Genomic DNA, 14,996 nt, shown 5'->3' on the forward strand with positions numbered 1-14,996 from the left:
TTTTTCTTTTAGTACCCTTTTTTTACTTTGCGGAAAAGGTCAGGATAGTTGGTGAACACTCCTGTCACACCCCAGTCAAGCAGACGGCGCATATCCGCTTCTGTATTGACTGTGTAAGGGTGGAGCAAGAGGCCGTGGCTGCGGATCATACGGACGTTTTCTGCATTCAGCGCTTTGTAATCCGGACCCGCGCCGACAGCGTATGTTTTGATTTCTTCCAAAGCAGCATCTGTCATTGATGCCATTTGCTTGGCTTCCAGCAATTGAACCGTCGGTATGTTTGGCTGTAATTGATGGACTTTTACCAGGCTTTCTTTGCTGAACGACTGAATGATCACTTGGCCGCGCTTAGCATGTTTGCCTAGTAATTTATGTTTCTGCAAAGAAGCGATCAGTTTTTCTTCCATGCCCGGGTAGGTGTCAGGCGATTTTGTTTCAATGTAGTAGTTCGCGTGTTTTCCGAAACGGTCTAATACTTCATCTAATGTAGGAACTTTAAGGCCGGCATACTGCGGCTTTGCTTTTTCCGGATAGTCTTCATTAAACCAAGAACCGGCATCAAGCTTCTTAATGTCTGCGAGCGTATGGTCTTTTACCCAGCCCTTTCCGTTTGTGGTGCGGTCCAGTTTTTCATCGTGCATGACGATCAATTTTCCGTCTTTTGTCATTTGCAGATCCAATTCAATATAGTCCGTTTTCATTTTCTGTGCGGTTTCATAAGACAGGATCGTGTGCTCAGGTACATATCCGGAAGCCCCTCTGTGCGCGACCGTCAGGATACGGTCAGGTGACAGCAGATTTCCTTTTGCCGCCGACACCGGCGTCATCATAAATAAGAGTAAGCCCAGCGACAGAAGAACCAAGGTTAGTATTCTATTTTTCCGCATAATTTCCCCTCCTTATCCATAACTGTCTTTCATATTAAAAAACAGATGTAAACGGCGTGTTGGAAAATGATTAATCTTTTATGTTTGTTTCTTAAACGTGCTCAGCCCGCTTTCCTGTGTTCCACGTCATCGCTAAGAAGACGACAGCCAGAATACAGGAAGAAATCAGCATGATAAAACCGCCGTTCCAATCAAACCGGTCAACGACAAAGCCCATAATGGCGTTGGCGAAAGCAGATCCGCCGATGTAGCCAAAAAATCCGGTCAAACCGGCTGCAGTTCCGGCTGCTTTTTTCGGCGCGAGGTCAATCGCCTGCAGGCCGATGAGCATAACAGGCCCGTAGATTAAGAAGCCGATGCTGATCAGGGCGATGTTGTCTACGAGCGGATTGCCGGCCGGATTCAGCCAGTACACCAATACGGCAATGAAAACGCCCGCCATAAACAAAACGCCTGCCGGTGCCCGGCGGCTTTTGAAGAATCGGTCACTGATCCAGCCGCACAGGATGGTTCCCGGTATGCCGGCATATTCGTAAAGAAAATACGACCAGCGCGAGTCTTCAGGAGAAAAGCCTTTGGCTTCTGTTAAGTAAGTAGGCGCCCAGTCAACCACGCCGTAGCGAACAAAATAAACAAATACATTCGCACACGCGATGTACCAGAGGAATTTGTTGTTGAGTACATATTGAAAAAGGATTTCTTTTGTTGTTAATTCTTTTTCCTGATTTTGATAAGCGTGTTTTGGGTAATCATTCCGATACTCTTCAATTGGCGGGAGTCCGCAGGATTGAGGCGTATCGCGAACCAATAAAACAATCAAAAATGAAATGATGATGGCGATGATGGCAGGAAAGAAAAAAACGCTTTTCCACGTCACGAACATCGCGATGCCAAGAGTGACAAGCGGGGCGAGAATACCGCCGCCAATGTTGTGGGCGACATTCCAGATGGACATTTTTGTGCCGCGTTCACTAATGGAAAACCAGTGGGCCATTGTCCTGCCGCATGGCGGCCAGCCCATTCCTTGGAACCATCCGTTGATAAACATAAAAATAAACATGATGGTGACGCTCGAAGTCACCCAAGGCATTGAGACGAAGAGAATATTAACGATTGCTGATAAAAATAGGCCTGTCGCGAGAAAATACCTCGGATTGCAGCGGTCGGACACCATTCCCATGATGAATTTGCTAAATCCGTACGCAATCGACACAGCGGCCAGCACCAAGCCCAATTCCGTTTTTGAAAAACCCTGCTCCTGCAGGTAAGGAATGGCAAAGGCAAAGTTCTTCCGCAGCAGGTAGTAGCCCGCGTAGCCAATGAAAATGCCAATGAATACTTGCAGCCTAAGCCGTTTATAAGCAGCATCCGTCTTTGAATCATCCAATCTCTCAATATGAGGAGCCGGCTTAAAGATGTGAAGCATCAACATCATCCCCCTTTGCTGTTTATGCTGGATGTGAGGTGAGGCATGCCTCCTTTACGAAAAACGAAAAGAGCCAGAAAATACCCCTTGTCAAAAGGGGTTGGAATCCTGGCTCTCCTCATCTCCATCCAAGCTATTAACTTATAATGATAGCGCTTTCTTAAATTATCATAGTCTGGAGTGTATGTAAACGGATAATTTTCAAAAGGAAAACTAAATGTGAATATTATCCTTTTACTGTTGCGGTTATGTTTTTTTGTTAGTAGCATAAAAATTTGGAGGGAGGCTGTTACAGGTGGATGAATTAGATATCGCGTTCGTTATTTTGCCGTTAGGAATTATGGTGTTATCAATTGTCGGGACGTGTGTTTGTAAAAACGTGTATTTGATGCCGGTGCTTAGTTTGATCATTTCGCTCGTGCTCACCTTTACCATTTTTAATCAATCATTTTTAGGGTGGGTTGTTGTTTATTGCTTGATGTCACTGGTTTTATCCTATATTACATTGATTGTAATCAGGAAAAGGAAAGCATCAGGTAAATGAAAATACCTCACTTTCTTAACATGTCGTTGACTTTGGCAACTATGTTTGATTATAATTGCCTTAATCAACGATATACGAAAGTGGGAATGAGTTTGAAAACCAGTGAATCATCTGTCGGATTAAAATTCAGAAAGTTCAACCGATTTTATACAAATGTCCTTGGTTTCCTTAATGAGCACATTTACGACAGTCCGTTTTCCTTAACAGAAACACGGATTTTATTTGAGATTTATCATACGCCGAATTGTACAGCAAAAGCTCTTCAGGATCAGCTTGGGCTTGACCGGGGCTATGTCAGCAGAATTTTGAAGCAGTTTGAAAAAGAAGATTTAATTTATAAACAGAAGAGCAAAGAGGACGCCCGCCACCATTATATTTTTGTTACGGAAACGGGGAAAACGATTTATAAAAAGCTGGAGGGAAAAGCGAACGAACAAGTGGAACTGATGCTGGGGGAAATCAATCAAAAAGACCAGCATAAGCTTGCGGAAGCGATGGCAGAAATTGAGGCAATCCTTTCACACTCGCTTTCTTCCAGAACGTCAGAGATATCAATTAGAGATTATTATCTTTCTGATGATCTTCAGCTCATTATTGAGAAACAGAGACAATTTTATGCTGAGGCTCATGGCTGGGACGACACGTTTTTAGCTTATCTTCTTGAGACATTTGATGCGGAAATCGAAAACATATGGATTGCTGAAAGCGTCGGGAAATTTGCCGGATGTGTTGGGCTGGTCAAACATGATGAAAAGACAGTGCAGCTTAGATGGTTTCTGGTTGATGCCGCTTTTCGAGGCAGAGGGCTCGGCACGCAATTGCTGGAGCATCTTATTGCATACTGCCGGGACATGAAGTTTGACCGTATTTTCCTTTGGACGGTGAGCACCATGGCTGAGGCCCGTCCGCTCTACGAAAAATGTGGATTCAGGATAAGTGAAGTGAAACAAGAAGCGCCATTATGGGGGCAGCGGCTGACAGAAGAACGCTGGGATTTGGTGCTGTCATGAAACGATTGCACTATGCTTGGATCATCGTCTCCGTCACTTTTTTGACCTTGTTGGCTGTTCAGGGGGTGCGGCTGTCGTTTGGAGCGTTTGTGGAGCCGTGGGAACAGCAGTTTTCAGTGGGCAGAGGCACCATCTCGCTGATTTCTACACTGAGTTTTATTGTGTATGGCATATCACAGCCTGTGATCGGGCGGCTTGTTGACAAATGGGGTGCCCGGGCAGTTTTGTCATGGAGCGCGTTACTGACAGGAGTCAGTATTTTCTTAACATACTTTGCCGCCTCGCCTTGGCAGCTGTTTCTGCTTTATGGGCTGGGTGTCTCGCTTGGAGTGGGCGGCGCGTCGAATGTGGCCGCAAGTGTGCTGGTCGTCAATTGGTTCAGCAAAAAGCGGGGACTAGCCTTTGGGATTATGGAAGCAGGTTTTGGAGCGGGGCAAATGCTTCTCGTTCCCGGCTCACTTATGATGATCCATTGGTTTAGCTGGAAGCTGACGGTGGTGGTGTTGGGACTGCTGTTAATGGTGATTGTCTTTCCGGCTGCCCTGCTGATGCTGCGGAACAACCCTTCAGAAATGAATGCAGAGCCGATAGGCGGACAGGCTGATTCAGAAAAAGAAACAGCACCCAAAACAACAGCTCTTTCAGTGACAGGGATGTTTCGCATGAAGCCATTCTGGTTTTTGATGTTGCCGTTTTTGATCTGCGGATTTACGACCGTGGGGCTGATGGATACTCATTTGATTCCGTTTTCTCACGATCACGGCTTTTCAACGACAGTCACAAGTGCCGCTGTCAGTCTGCTGGCAGGCTTTAATATCGCTGGCATCTTGCTGTCCGGAATTGTAGCGGACCGGTGGAGCAGCCGGAAAATCCTGTGCTTTTTATATGCGGTGCGCGCGCTGTCGATTGTGATTCTCATTTACAGCCACGAGCCCTACTTGCTTTTAGCCTTTGCGATTCTGTTTGGGTTAGTGGACTTCGCAACGGTGGCGCCGACTCAAATGCTTGCAACACAGTACTTTCAAAACTACTCGATCGGCCTCATGATCGGCTGGCTGTCGCTCGCCCATCAAATCGGCTCGGCACTCGGCGCGTATGTGCCAGGCGTCATCTATACGGTAACGGGTGAGTATACATGGGCTTTTTATTTGTCGATCGGGATGCTTGTGCTGGCGAGTGTGATGAATGTGATGCTGAGGGAGCCCGCGGCGGTCACACGTGACAGTGCGGCTGTGGCGGAGAAGGTGTAGGAAAGTTTGAGGAGCATCTCTGAGGGTTATTCAGAGATGCTTTTTTTATATTTTTGTTCTAATACGAAATCAATCATTCCGACAATACGGGCGTTTTCGGATTTTTGTTTGAAGCGATCAGAAATTTGAACTTTTCTTGAAAATGGAAAAACGCCAAATACCCAGATAAGACCGATCAAAGCAAAAAACATTTGTACAGTTAATTCTATTAACTCATTGAAACGAGTGCTGAAAAAATAAATATATAAAGTTACAAATGTCACGAAACAAACGATTTTGACGGTGTGTTTGAATGTGAGCTGGGGCTCGCTAAAGAATATTTTTAGTTGATTCAGCATGATAGAATCCTGTTTGTTTAGGAAAATCAGGAGTTCTTTATCATCTTTTCTATGTTCTAAAATAAACTTTGCCGCTGTTTCTGTTTCTTTATATGTTTGTTGGTCTACATTCAATACATACATCTCCTAGGTACAATCATTACATATTTTTTAGTTAGGGTAACAAATCTAAAGGATTTTTGTGTTATATCTTACTGTAAGAATATCTTTCATCCGCAACTATTCGGTTTTTTGTCCAAATTCCAGAATAATCACTTAAACATGTCTGGTAAATCAATGTAATTGATTTGTCCTAAAGTCGTTGCTGTCTACATGCAAAACTGCTACTTTCACTAGAAACTGTAGCGGAAGGGAAAGGTCAGCATATTAGTGCTTTAACTGGTCGAGTGTAAGAGAAACTTGGTGAAAAGGATAATCTGTTATCTCCTGTTGATTTTGCATCTGATCGATATCCTGAACGATGTTTTTGTTTTTTAAAAATTGATAAACCTTCAAAAAAAGCTAAAAAACTGCATGAGCATATTTTAACTTATGTTCATGCAGTTTTGTATTAAAATTAGCTCATATAATAAGAACAAATGGCAACCTACAGAAATGAAGTCCGCTAAGCATCCATATGATATCCGTCTTTCACCAGCTTCGCTTTCGGTTTCAGCTCTGAAATGTAGAGGCCTAAAAGCGTGAGCGCACCTCCCAGAAGAGCGATCCATGTCATCTTTTCATGCAGGATCAGGACGGAAGCGGCGATTGTGATAACCGGCACCATGTAAATATACGCGCTGGATTTGACGGCGCCAAGCACGCCGACTGAATAGTTCCAAGTGGCGAAGCACAGGGCCGAAGCGCCAATGCCGAGGAAAAGCATGTTGAGTACGTTCGAAGCAGATGAAAGTCGGCTCAGGTCAAAGTGGAAGTCGAACAAAAATAAAGCGGGAACCATAAACAACAAACCGTACAAAAACACTCTCTGTGTCAGTTCGATGATATGATAATTGTAATCGCTTAATTTTTTCATGAAAATCGAGTAGCCGCCAAATACGAGAGCGGCACCGGCTGCCAGGATGTCTCCGAACGGATTCAGACGCAGTACGATATTGCCGTTGAATGTAATTAATAAAAGCCCGATCAGTGCCGCTCCAAATCCAATGAAAAAGGTCAGCCGCAGTTTTTCGCCTTCAAGCAGAAAGTGAGCCAGTATAGCAGTAATCATCGGAATAATGGACACGATCATGCCGACATTGGATGCGTATGTATAGGTGAGAGCTATATTTTCTAATAGAAAGTATAAGGTTACGCCAAATAAACCAGCCCCGGCAAATAACAGCTGATGCCGCCAATTTCTGAACGGAATCATTTTGGGGCGGACGAGGATAAGAGCAATAAAGCCCATCAAAAACCGGTAAAATAAGATTTCAGTCGGAGTGAAGTCTGCCAGCAGCACCTTTGTCGAAATAAAGGTCGTCCCCCAAATCAGGATGGTCACAATGGCTGCAATATGCCCGGAAGTTTCACTTTGTATGCTCATCTTTGAAGCTCCTTTTCAAAAATCTTCATGTATTGCTTCGGTGTCAGCCCCACCTGCCGTTTGAAAAACTTCGTCATATGGCTTTGATCGCTGAATCCTGTCTGAACTGCCGCGTCGATCGGTCTTACCCCTTGTTCAAGAAGTTTCTTCGCTTGATTAATCCGGATTGTTTCTAGATAGCTATTTGGCGTAATTCCCTTTTGTTTTGTAAATGAACGCAGTAAATGGTACTTGCTCCAGCCTGTTAATTCACTTAAATCATTGAGCGTGACATTTTCGGCATAATGTTTTTCTAGAAATTCGCAAACCATTTTGACTTCGTCGGATGGTTCGGGAATGCTGTTGAGGAACGTCACGTCAGAATAATGGCGAATCAGCTCTTCCAGCAGGTGTAGAAACAGCTCCTCTTTGTGCAAAGCCTGTTTTTCATCGGATATCAACATGTGCAATTCCTGCAGGCTGGATGTCAGCTCGTGGCGGAATAACACATGCTGGGAAAAATAAGGGAGATGCTCGGCGCCAGTAATCTCCTTAACAGCCTTCTCCATAACATCCGGCATTACGTTAATACACCGATAATCAAGCGTCCGGCCGTCAATCTGTTCACAGCTATGCGTGTCACGGGGGTTAAAGAGGAGAAGATCACCCGGATTGATGATATATTCCTGATCCTGACAGGCCAGATACCGCTGTCCTTTTTCAATAAAGCCGATCACATAATAATCGTGAAAGTGGTTCGGGAATTTCTGCATAATTCCCTGGAAACGGTAGGCCTCGATATTAAGATGCGGGTCGAGATGCAGTGTGCGGGTTTCGTTTTGCATGGGATGCCTCCTGTCGATATGGTGTCTTGGGTTAAGTGTAGCATGATTTTTGGGAATTTCTTGTATGATGTTGCTGTTAGGAATAGAAAAAGCAGACCGTTATTGGCGGTCTGCTTTTGTTTCCATGTATTATTATATGCTTTAAAAACAATTAAATATTTCCATACTCATCGATAATCGCTTTATCCGCGCAATACTCATAGAAATTTTTAATTAATTTATCAACATCTTGTTTACGAGCTATTTTAGCTAACCAATTTTCAGGAATTCCCTCCATCTTATAATACATTCCCGCTATTGCTCCAGTTATTGATGCTACGGTATCAGTATCTTCTCCTAAGTTCACTGCCGTCAGTACAGCTTCGGTAAATGAAGTTGTAGTGCCGAAACACCATATTGCCGCTTCTAAAGTGTGGACGGCATACCCGTCCGACCGTATTTCTTCTCTTGGTGTATTTAAAAAACTTTGGTCGAAAATTCTTTCATAATGTGTTAACTCTTTATGGTATATATGTTCTTTTGTGAAATTCTCATCGAAAAGCTCTTTTACCTCTCTTAAAGATTGATCAATTGAATTGTTATAGTATAGTCTTAGTAATAGCTCAACATAAATAATAGAACCAACTATTGCACGTGGATGGGCATGGGTTATTTCAGTGTATTTCTTGATCATCTCCGCTTTTTTTACAAAATCAAATTCCTTATGCAAAACAAATACTAATGGTGAAATTCTCATTAATGCTCCATTTCCATTATCAAATTCTGACTGACCGCCGCATTTTTCTGGCAGAACCCCTCTCCTAAATCGGGTAATCGCTTCAACAGTCGTCCTGCCAATGTCAAACATTTCCCCATACGGCGTCCAGTAACCTTCATCTTGATACTGCTTAAATTTCTGCATTAAATCATTTGTGTTCCCTTTTTCAATCATATTCTCCACCAAGCACAAGGTCAGAGACGTATCGTCAGACCAAGTGCCAGGAGGTTGATTATAGGTGCCGTATCCTACTACATCCTGAACATGAAAATCTTCTCTTTTTTTGAATTCAACAGGAACTCCTAACATATCTCCTATAATGCCGCCGTATATTGTTGGAAGAACTTTGTTTTTTATATTAAGTCTAAGAAAGCTCTTATTGTCATCTTCCCATCTGTCTATCATTCTTCTGCCTCTCATTTTTTCACCCGCTTAATAGAAATGTTTTATAATCATCGTCCTATATTTCTTAAATGTCATTAGTAAAGGAATTTTTGAATTTTCTGTTGTCCGTCCTTCATATGTGTTTTTTGTTTCAAGAATATTTTATATGCTTCATTTATGGAGTCAACGACTTGTTGAAGAGTCCAAATGTCGCACAAGGTTTTTTGAACCCCCTCTGAAGATAAAAGCTTCGGATGACTCCCTATTTTTTATTTTTAATAAAAACTCATTTTTCAAACATTTCAGTTATAATGATTGGGAAACAGATAGGAGGGGCAAAGATGTATCAATCAAAGAAGGTTTTATTGTTAGGTTCGGGTGAGTTAGGAAAAGAGGTAGTGATTGAAGCGCAGCGTCTTGGGGTACAGACGGTGGCGGTTGACAGTTACGGGCATGCTCCGGCAATGCAGGTCGCGCATCATAGCTATGTCGTTGACATGCTGGACCGCGAGCAGATCAGAACCATCATTGAGAAAGAAAAGCCGGATTTGATTGTGCCTGAGGTTGAGGCCATCGCGACGGATGAATTGCTGAAGCTTGAAGAGGAAGGATTTCACGTCATCCCGAATGCGCGTGCGGCGAAGCTGACGATGGATCGGGAAGGTATCAGGCGGCTTGCGGCGGAAACGCTTGGACTTGCGACGGCAGGCTATGAGTTTGCGAATACATATGATGAATTTGTACAAGCGGCAGCTCAGATCGGTTTCCCTTGTGTCGTTAAACCGTTAATGAGTTCATCTGGAAAAGGCCAAAGCGTGTGCCGCTCTGAAGCGGATTTAGAAAGGTGCTGGGAGACGGCGATGGAAGGCGGTCGGGTGAAAAACGGGCGCGTGATCGTAGAGGAGTTTATTCCATTCGAATCAGAAATTACACTCTTAACCGTACGTGCGGTTAACGGCACGACATTTTGCGAGCCGATCGGTCATGTGCAAAAGGACGGAGACTATATCGAATCATGGCAGCCGCATCATATGACAGAGCAGCAGATGGAAGAAGCGAAACATATTGCAAAAGCCATTACGGATGATCTTGGCGGGTACGGCCTGTTTGGCGTTGAGCTGTTCCTTGCAAAAGATAAGGTGTATTTCAGTGAGGTATCTCCTCGTCCGCATGATACGGGCCTTGTCACGCTGGTGACGCAAAATTTGTCAGAATTTGCGCTGCATGTCCGGGCGATTCTCGGCTTTCCAATTACAGAAATCACACAGCTTTCACCTGGCGCCAGCCGGCCCCTCAAAGCACCGGAAGAAGCAGCGGATTATACTGTTGAAGGACTGGAAAACGCACTGGCAGTGCCGAAGACCCAAGTGCGCGTCTTTGGTAAGCCGATAACGAAAGCCGGACGCCGTATGGCGGTTGCGCTTTCTGCTGCCGATACAGTCGAAACAGCGAGAGAGAACGCAAAGAAAGCATTGGATCAGCTGTCTATCAAATAGAGTTTGAGCAGGCCTTGTCTTGGACAAAGGTCTGTTTTTTTTCATCCAGCTAAAAGTTTTATCATAAGAATCAGAAACCTGATTATAATGTAAAAGTCTTCCACCTGAAAGGGTGGTTGACACAAAAGGAGGGAGATGACAAAATGAAATTAGTTCTAATTTTCAAAAAACAATGGTTCGTTTACTTAACGGTTTTGTGCCTGGCTTTGGCAGCGGCGGTACCTTTCGGCGCACGGGCGCAAGCGGCAGAGAACCCGCAAACTTCTGTATCGAATATCGGTGAAGAAGCAGATGCCTCGAAAAACCAAACGTCAAAATCAGAACAGGTTTCAGCCCCTTATGAGGGAACCGGGAAAACAAGTAAATCATTATTCGGCGGCCAAACGGAACTGGAAAAAAACATTCAAACCTTACAGCCTTCAAGCATCATCGGAACCGATGAACGCACGAGAATCTCCAGCACAACGTCTTTTCCTTACAGAGCAACTGTTCAACTTTCAATCAAGTATCCCAACACTTCAAGCACTTATGGATGTACCGGATTTTTAGTGAACCCGAATACTGTTGTAACGGCTGGACATTGTGTGTACAGCCAGGATCACGGATGGGCTTCGACAATAACTGCGGCACCGGGACGCAATGATTCATCATATCCATACGGAACGTATGCTGGCACGATGTTTTACTCCGTCAAAGGATGGACGGAAAACAAAAACACCAATTATGATTACGGAGCTATCAAATTAAACGGTTCTCCTGGAAACACGGTTGGCTGGTACGGCTATCGGACAACAAACAGCAGCAGTCCCGCGGGCCTTTCCTCGTCTGTAACAGGATTCCCGTGTGACAAGACATTTGGCACGATGTGGTCCGACACCAAGCCGATTCGCTCTGCTGAAACGTATAAACTGACTTATACAACCGATACGTACGGCTGCCAAAGCGGCTCGCCTGTTTATCGAAACTACAGTGATACAGGGCAGACAGCCATTGCGATTCACACGAACGGAGGATCGTCATATAACTTGGGAACAAGGGTGACGAACGATGTATTCAACAATATTAAATATTGGGCAAATCAATAAATACAGCAAACTAGCGGTTTTTATGTCTATTTTGTTTTTATGCGGATGCAGCTCTCAGACGCATTCTGTCCAGAAAGAAACGGCTATCCCTGTCACTCTTCATGTAGAGGATGCCAAGGGGCTGCCGGTCGAAGGGGTTCAAGTGACGATTGTCCAAGCGCCCGCCTCAGATCAGCAGCCAACTACAGAGATTGGCGAAATCCTCGGAAAAACAGACAAAAACGGAGACATCAAATGGGATACTGGCAGAAAAGGTGACTACTCAGTCGCATTGACGAAGGGTGAAAAATCGGTAAGCCATCACATCTCCTTAATGAAGGATAAAAAAGATAAGGTCATTCCATTAGTCTTCAAAGAATAGGCGGTTTCCCTGATTTCAAGGGGAACTGTCTTTTTTTATGCACCAAGGAAGTCAATCTATATACTGGAAATTTATAATGTGAGATAATAAGAAATAGGTATTTTTTCTTACGAGACAAAAAGGGCAGTAGCCTTTATTTTATATCAATCAAAATCTGGAGGAAAAAGAAGAAGATGACACAAGATTCGATGCAATTTGCCGCGGCTGAAAGCGGTCTTCGCTTTTACCAGGCATATGATCAAAGCCTTTCTTTGTGGCAAATTGAGTCGGAAGCATTTTATGTTTCTACTCGTTTTGGAAAAACACATATCATAGCAAGTGGGCCAAAGGACGCACCTTCGCTCATTTTGCTTCACGGGGGACTTTTCAGCTCTGCAATGTGGTATCCGAATGTTGCGGCGTGGAGCAGTCAATTTCGTACATATGCTGTCGATATAATAGGAGACAAAAATAAAAGCATACCAACAGCTGCTCTGCATACGAGAGCTGATTGTGCCGAATGGCTGAAAGACGTATGCGATTCGCTCGAGCTTCAGACGGCACATTTGGCCGGCTTTTCGCTTGGAGGATCATATATCGTCAATTTCTTGCTCCAAGCGCCTGAGAGAGTAGAGCGGGCGGTTGTGATGAGTCCTGCTGAGGCGTTTATTTCATTTCATCCGGATGTCTATAAATATGCTGCGGCGCTTACAAGTGCAAGCGGAGCCGAGGCATATATCAAGTGGATCACGGATGGCCGTTATGATCTGCATCCTGTGCTGCAAAGACAAATTGCGGCAGGTGTTGAATGGCAGGATGAACAAAGAACCCTTAGGCCGACAGAAAACGGTTTCCCATACGTGTTCACAGACCGGGAATTGAAATCGATTGCGGTCCCGATCCTGCTGATGCTCGGTGAGCACGAGGTCATGTTCCATCAGCAAATGGCTTTAGAGCGGGCTTCGGTATTGGTACCTGGAATTCAGGCTGAAATCGTGAAGAACGCCGGACATCTGTTATCTCTGGAGCAGCCTGAGTACGTTAATCAGCGTGTCCTATCCTTTTTAAGCGGGGAGTAAAATTGTAAGAAACATGTAAAGATTGGCATTCATTGTTCAAAGGGTAACAAATGATGTATAATAATAGAATTTGGTGCTGCTTTTTTTGAGAGCATTCTATGTTATCATGCTTAATAGAGAAAATTTTTTCCTGTAACGCTATTCGATCCATATCGTCGAATGATATAGATGGTTTTTACAATTGGAGGTTTGGTTACACTGTGAATTATATCCCCTGTATGATTACGATAGGAAACTTTACTTGCGGACTGCTGGCGATTCACTCATTGTTATATCACAATATTCATTCAGCAGTGCTTTTCATTTTTACCGGCATGTTACTCGATTTCTTTGACGGGTTGGCTGCACGTAAGCTGAATGCCGTTTCTGATATGGGAAGAGAACTGGATTCGTTTGCCGACCTGGTGACGTTTGGCGTGGCCCCTTCTATGCTGGCTTACAGTGTCGCATTGTACGCCCTTCCATTTATCGGGATTTTATGCGCATTGACGTACAGCATTTGCGGAATGCTTCGACTCTCTAAATTTAACATTGAACAAAGCAAGCTTCCGACATTTATCGGGATGCCGATTCCATTTGCGGGCATGTGTCTCGTTATTCTAAGCTTCGTCTATAACCCGATTCTGCTGGCGATCGGAACGTGCGGACTTTCATATTTAATGGTGAGTAAAATCAAATTTCCTCACTTTAAAAAACATGCGGCAGACAACCTGGAGTCTGAAAGATGGAATTAGTTCAGCAACTCATAGCGGATTACGGTTATCTCGCTATTTTTTTAATGCTGGTGCTCGGAATTGTTGGATTGCCGATTCCAGATGAAGTGATGATGACAGTCGTCGGCTACTTTACACATACGCATGTGCTGAATTATGAGCTTTCGATTTTGATCAGCTTCGTCGGCGCTTTGTTAGGTATGCTGATTAGCTACATGATCGGCAGAAAAGCCGGGCGCCCGTTCATCGACAAGTATGGCAAGTGGGTCGGTTTAAAAGAAAAGAGAATGATAAAAGTAGAAAAATGGATGAATAAATACGGTCCATATTCTCTTATTTTAGGTTATTTCATTCCCGGTGTCAGACATGTAACGTGTTATTTCTCGGGAATCGGCAAAATGGACCTAAAAACGTATATTGCGTTTGCGGCAATCGGCGCCTTTTTATGGTGCTTTATTTTTATTACAATCGGAAGGGTTATAGGGATTATTCATGTTTAATACGGCTGTAAAGATTCTGTATCGATCATTGATAGAGCTGACAAATCATCGTCTGTCGTCTTATATGATTAAAGGGTTTTGCGAGTCAAAGATCAGTAAGCCGGTTATTCCGCTTTTCTCGAAGCATTTTCGGATCAACTGGGATGATGTAGATGGCACGTCTGCTGATTACGGATCACTGTCCGAATTGTTCATCCGGCGTATTAATTTGGAGCGGCGCCCTGTTTCAAAAGAGTCGCATGCGGTGGTCAGCCCGGTTGACGGTGTTGTTCAGACGATAGGAAAGATTAACCCGAATCAAACCTTTACGGTAAAGGGAAAAGATTACTCATTCGCTGAGCTGACCGGCTGTAAAAGCGCAGACCATCAATACAACGGCGGATACTTTATCGTTCTGTATTTAAGCCCGCGTCATTATCACCGTTTCCATTCTCCGATCAGCTGCAAGTATCAAAAACTGGCCGAGCTTGGAAATCGCTCATACCCGGTAAATCAATTAGGGTTAAAGTACGGAAAAGATGTGCTGTCGAAAAACTACCGGCTTGTATACAAGCTGAATGGCGGCGGCAGTCAAAATGTCCTGATGATTCCCGTCGGGGCGATGAATATTAATTCTATCGTGCAGACGAGCACACGGGACGAGCTGGCGATCGGCGAGGAGCTTGGCTACTTTTCATTCGGCTCAACCGTCATTTTGATTTTTGAAAAGGACGCGTTCCAGCCATCTGCCAATATAACAGAAGGCCAGGAAGTTCAAGTCGGAGAACTGATAGGTTATGAAGAGCATAAAGAGGAGCTTGCATAGACGCAGCGCCTCTTTTTTTGAAGAAAGGTGAGG

At 44.1% G+C, this 14,996-nt stretch carries 16 protein-coding genes; 10 read left to right on the forward strand and 6 right to left on the reverse strand.

From position 1 onward, the window contains the following. Positions 1 to 8: 8 nt before the first annotated feature. On the reverse strand, positions 9 to 887 hold the full coding sequence (locus G4P54_RS01290; RefSeq protein ID WP_167871532.1) for a glycerophosphodiester phosphodiesterase: 879 nt from the start codon (positions 885 to 887) through the stop codon (positions 9 to 11). A 91-nt stretch (positions 888 to 978) separates the two neighbouring features. Beyond that, positions 979 to 2,313: a glycerol-3-phosphate transporter gene (gene glpT, locus G4P54_RS01295; RefSeq protein WP_167871533.1), complete on the reverse strand. Its 1,335-nt coding sequence runs from the start codon at positions 2,311 to 2,313 to the stop codon at positions 979 to 981. Between the two features lie 295 nt (positions 2,314 to 2,608). Here glpT and G4P54_RS01300 point away from each other — a divergent pair, with 295 nt between their 5' ends. The 3 genes from G4P54_RS01300 to G4P54_RS01310 all read left to right on the forward strand — a co-directional run bounded on the left by G4P54_RS01300 (position 2,609) and on the right by G4P54_RS01310 (position 5,117). Next, positions 2,609 to 2,857, forward strand: a complete 249-nt coding sequence (locus G4P54_RS01300; RefSeq protein ID WP_024715602.1) for a YbeF family protein — start codon at positions 2,609 to 2,611, stop codon at positions 2,855 to 2,857. Between the two features lie 92 nt (positions 2,858 to 2,949). Further along, positions 2,950 to 3,867 (forward strand): bifunctional helix-turn-helix transcriptional regulator/GNAT family N-acetyltransferase, encoded by a 918-nt coding sequence (locus G4P54_RS01305; RefSeq protein ID WP_167871534.1) that lies wholly within the window; start codon positions 2,950 to 2,952, stop codon positions 3,865 to 3,867. Then, a complete protein-coding gene (locus tag G4P54_RS01310; RefSeq protein WP_167873793.1) occupies positions 3,864 to 5,117 on the forward strand; it encodes an MFS transporter in 1,254 nt (417 codons plus the stop codon). The genes G4P54_RS01305 and G4P54_RS01310 overlap by 4 nt, the downstream gene beginning before the upstream one ends. A 26-nt stretch (positions 5,118 to 5,143) precedes the next feature. On the opposite strand, the gene G4P54_RS01315 is transcribed toward G4P54_RS01310, so the two are convergent. The 4 genes from G4P54_RS01315 to G4P54_RS01330 form a co-directional block, all read right to left on the reverse strand. Next, a complete protein-coding gene (locus G4P54_RS01315) occupies positions 5,144 to 5,569 on the reverse strand; it encodes a hypothetical protein (RefSeq protein ID WP_167871535.1) in 426 nt (141 codons plus the stop codon). Positions 5,570 to 6,059: 490 nt separating this feature from the next. Further along, complete coding sequence (locus tag G4P54_RS01320; RefSeq protein WP_167871536.1) at positions 6,060 to 6,980, reverse strand: DMT family transporter; 921 nt, start codon at positions 6,978 to 6,980, stop codon at positions 6,060 to 6,062. After that, positions 6,977 to 7,804, reverse strand: a complete 828-nt coding sequence (locus G4P54_RS01325) for an AraC family ligand binding domain-containing protein (RefSeq protein ID WP_024715597.1) — start codon at positions 7,802 to 7,804, stop codon at positions 6,977 to 6,979. Before G4P54_RS01325 ends, G4P54_RS01320 begins: the two co-directional genes overlap by 4 nt. Positions 7,805 to 7,955: 151 nt before the next feature. After that, on the reverse strand, positions 7,956 to 8,981 hold the full coding sequence (locus tag G4P54_RS01330) for an ADP-ribosylglycohydrolase family protein (protein ID WP_167871537.1): 1,026 nt from the start codon (positions 8,979 to 8,981) through the stop codon (positions 7,956 to 7,958). A 305-nt stretch (positions 8,982 to 9,286) separates the two neighbouring features. On the opposite strand from G4P54_RS01330, the gene purT reads away from it, so the two are divergent. The 7 genes from purT (at position 9,287) to G4P54_RS01365 (ending at position 14,963) form a co-directional block, all read left to right on the forward strand. Then, positions 9,287 to 10,441, forward strand: coding sequence for a phosphoribosylglycinamide formyltransferase 2 (gene purT, locus G4P54_RS01335; RefSeq protein WP_240939711.1), 1,155 nt, complete (start codon positions 9,287 to 9,289; stop codon positions 10,439 to 10,441). Between the two features lie 143 nt (positions 10,442 to 10,584). After that, positions 10,585 to 11,526: a serine protease gene (locus tag G4P54_RS01340; protein WP_167871539.1), complete on the forward strand. Its 942-nt coding sequence runs from the start codon at positions 10,585 to 10,587 to the stop codon at positions 11,524 to 11,526. Beyond that, a complete protein-coding gene (locus tag G4P54_RS01345; RefSeq protein ID WP_167871540.1) occupies positions 11,489 to 11,887 on the forward strand; it encodes a YbfJ family protein in 399 nt (132 codons plus the stop codon). Before G4P54_RS01340 ends, G4P54_RS01345 begins: the two co-directional genes overlap by 38 nt. Positions 11,888 to 12,060: 173 nt before the next feature. Continuing rightward, positions 12,061 to 12,945, forward strand: coding sequence for an enantioselective carboxylesterase CesB (cesB, locus tag G4P54_RS01350; protein WP_167871541.1), 885 nt, complete (start codon positions 12,061 to 12,063; stop codon positions 12,943 to 12,945). 200 nt (positions 12,946 to 13,145) lie between these two features. Then, positions 13,146 to 13,679 (forward strand): CDP-diacylglycerol--serine O-phosphatidyltransferase, encoded by a 534-nt coding sequence (pssA, locus tag G4P54_RS01355; protein WP_024715592.1) that lies wholly within the window; start codon positions 13,146 to 13,148, stop codon positions 13,677 to 13,679. After that, a complete protein-coding gene (locus G4P54_RS01360; RefSeq protein ID WP_024715591.1) occupies positions 13,670 to 14,158 on the forward strand; it encodes a DedA family protein in 489 nt (162 codons plus the stop codon). Before pssA ends, G4P54_RS01360 begins: the two co-directional genes overlap by 10 nt. Further along, positions 14,151 to 14,963 carry a phosphatidylserine decarboxylase gene (locus G4P54_RS01365; RefSeq protein WP_167871542.1) on the forward strand — a complete coding sequence of 271 codons (813 nt, stop codon included), beginning with the start codon at positions 14,151 to 14,153 and terminating at the stop codon, positions 14,961 to 14,963. Before G4P54_RS01360 ends, G4P54_RS01365 begins: the two co-directional genes overlap by 8 nt. The last annotated feature ends 33 nt before the right edge of the window (positions 14,964 to 14,996 follow it).

It is taken from the genome of Bacillus tequilensis, from assembly GCF_012225885.1.
Lineage (GTDB): Bacteria > Bacillota > Bacilli > Bacillales > Bacillaceae > Bacillus > Bacillus tequilensis.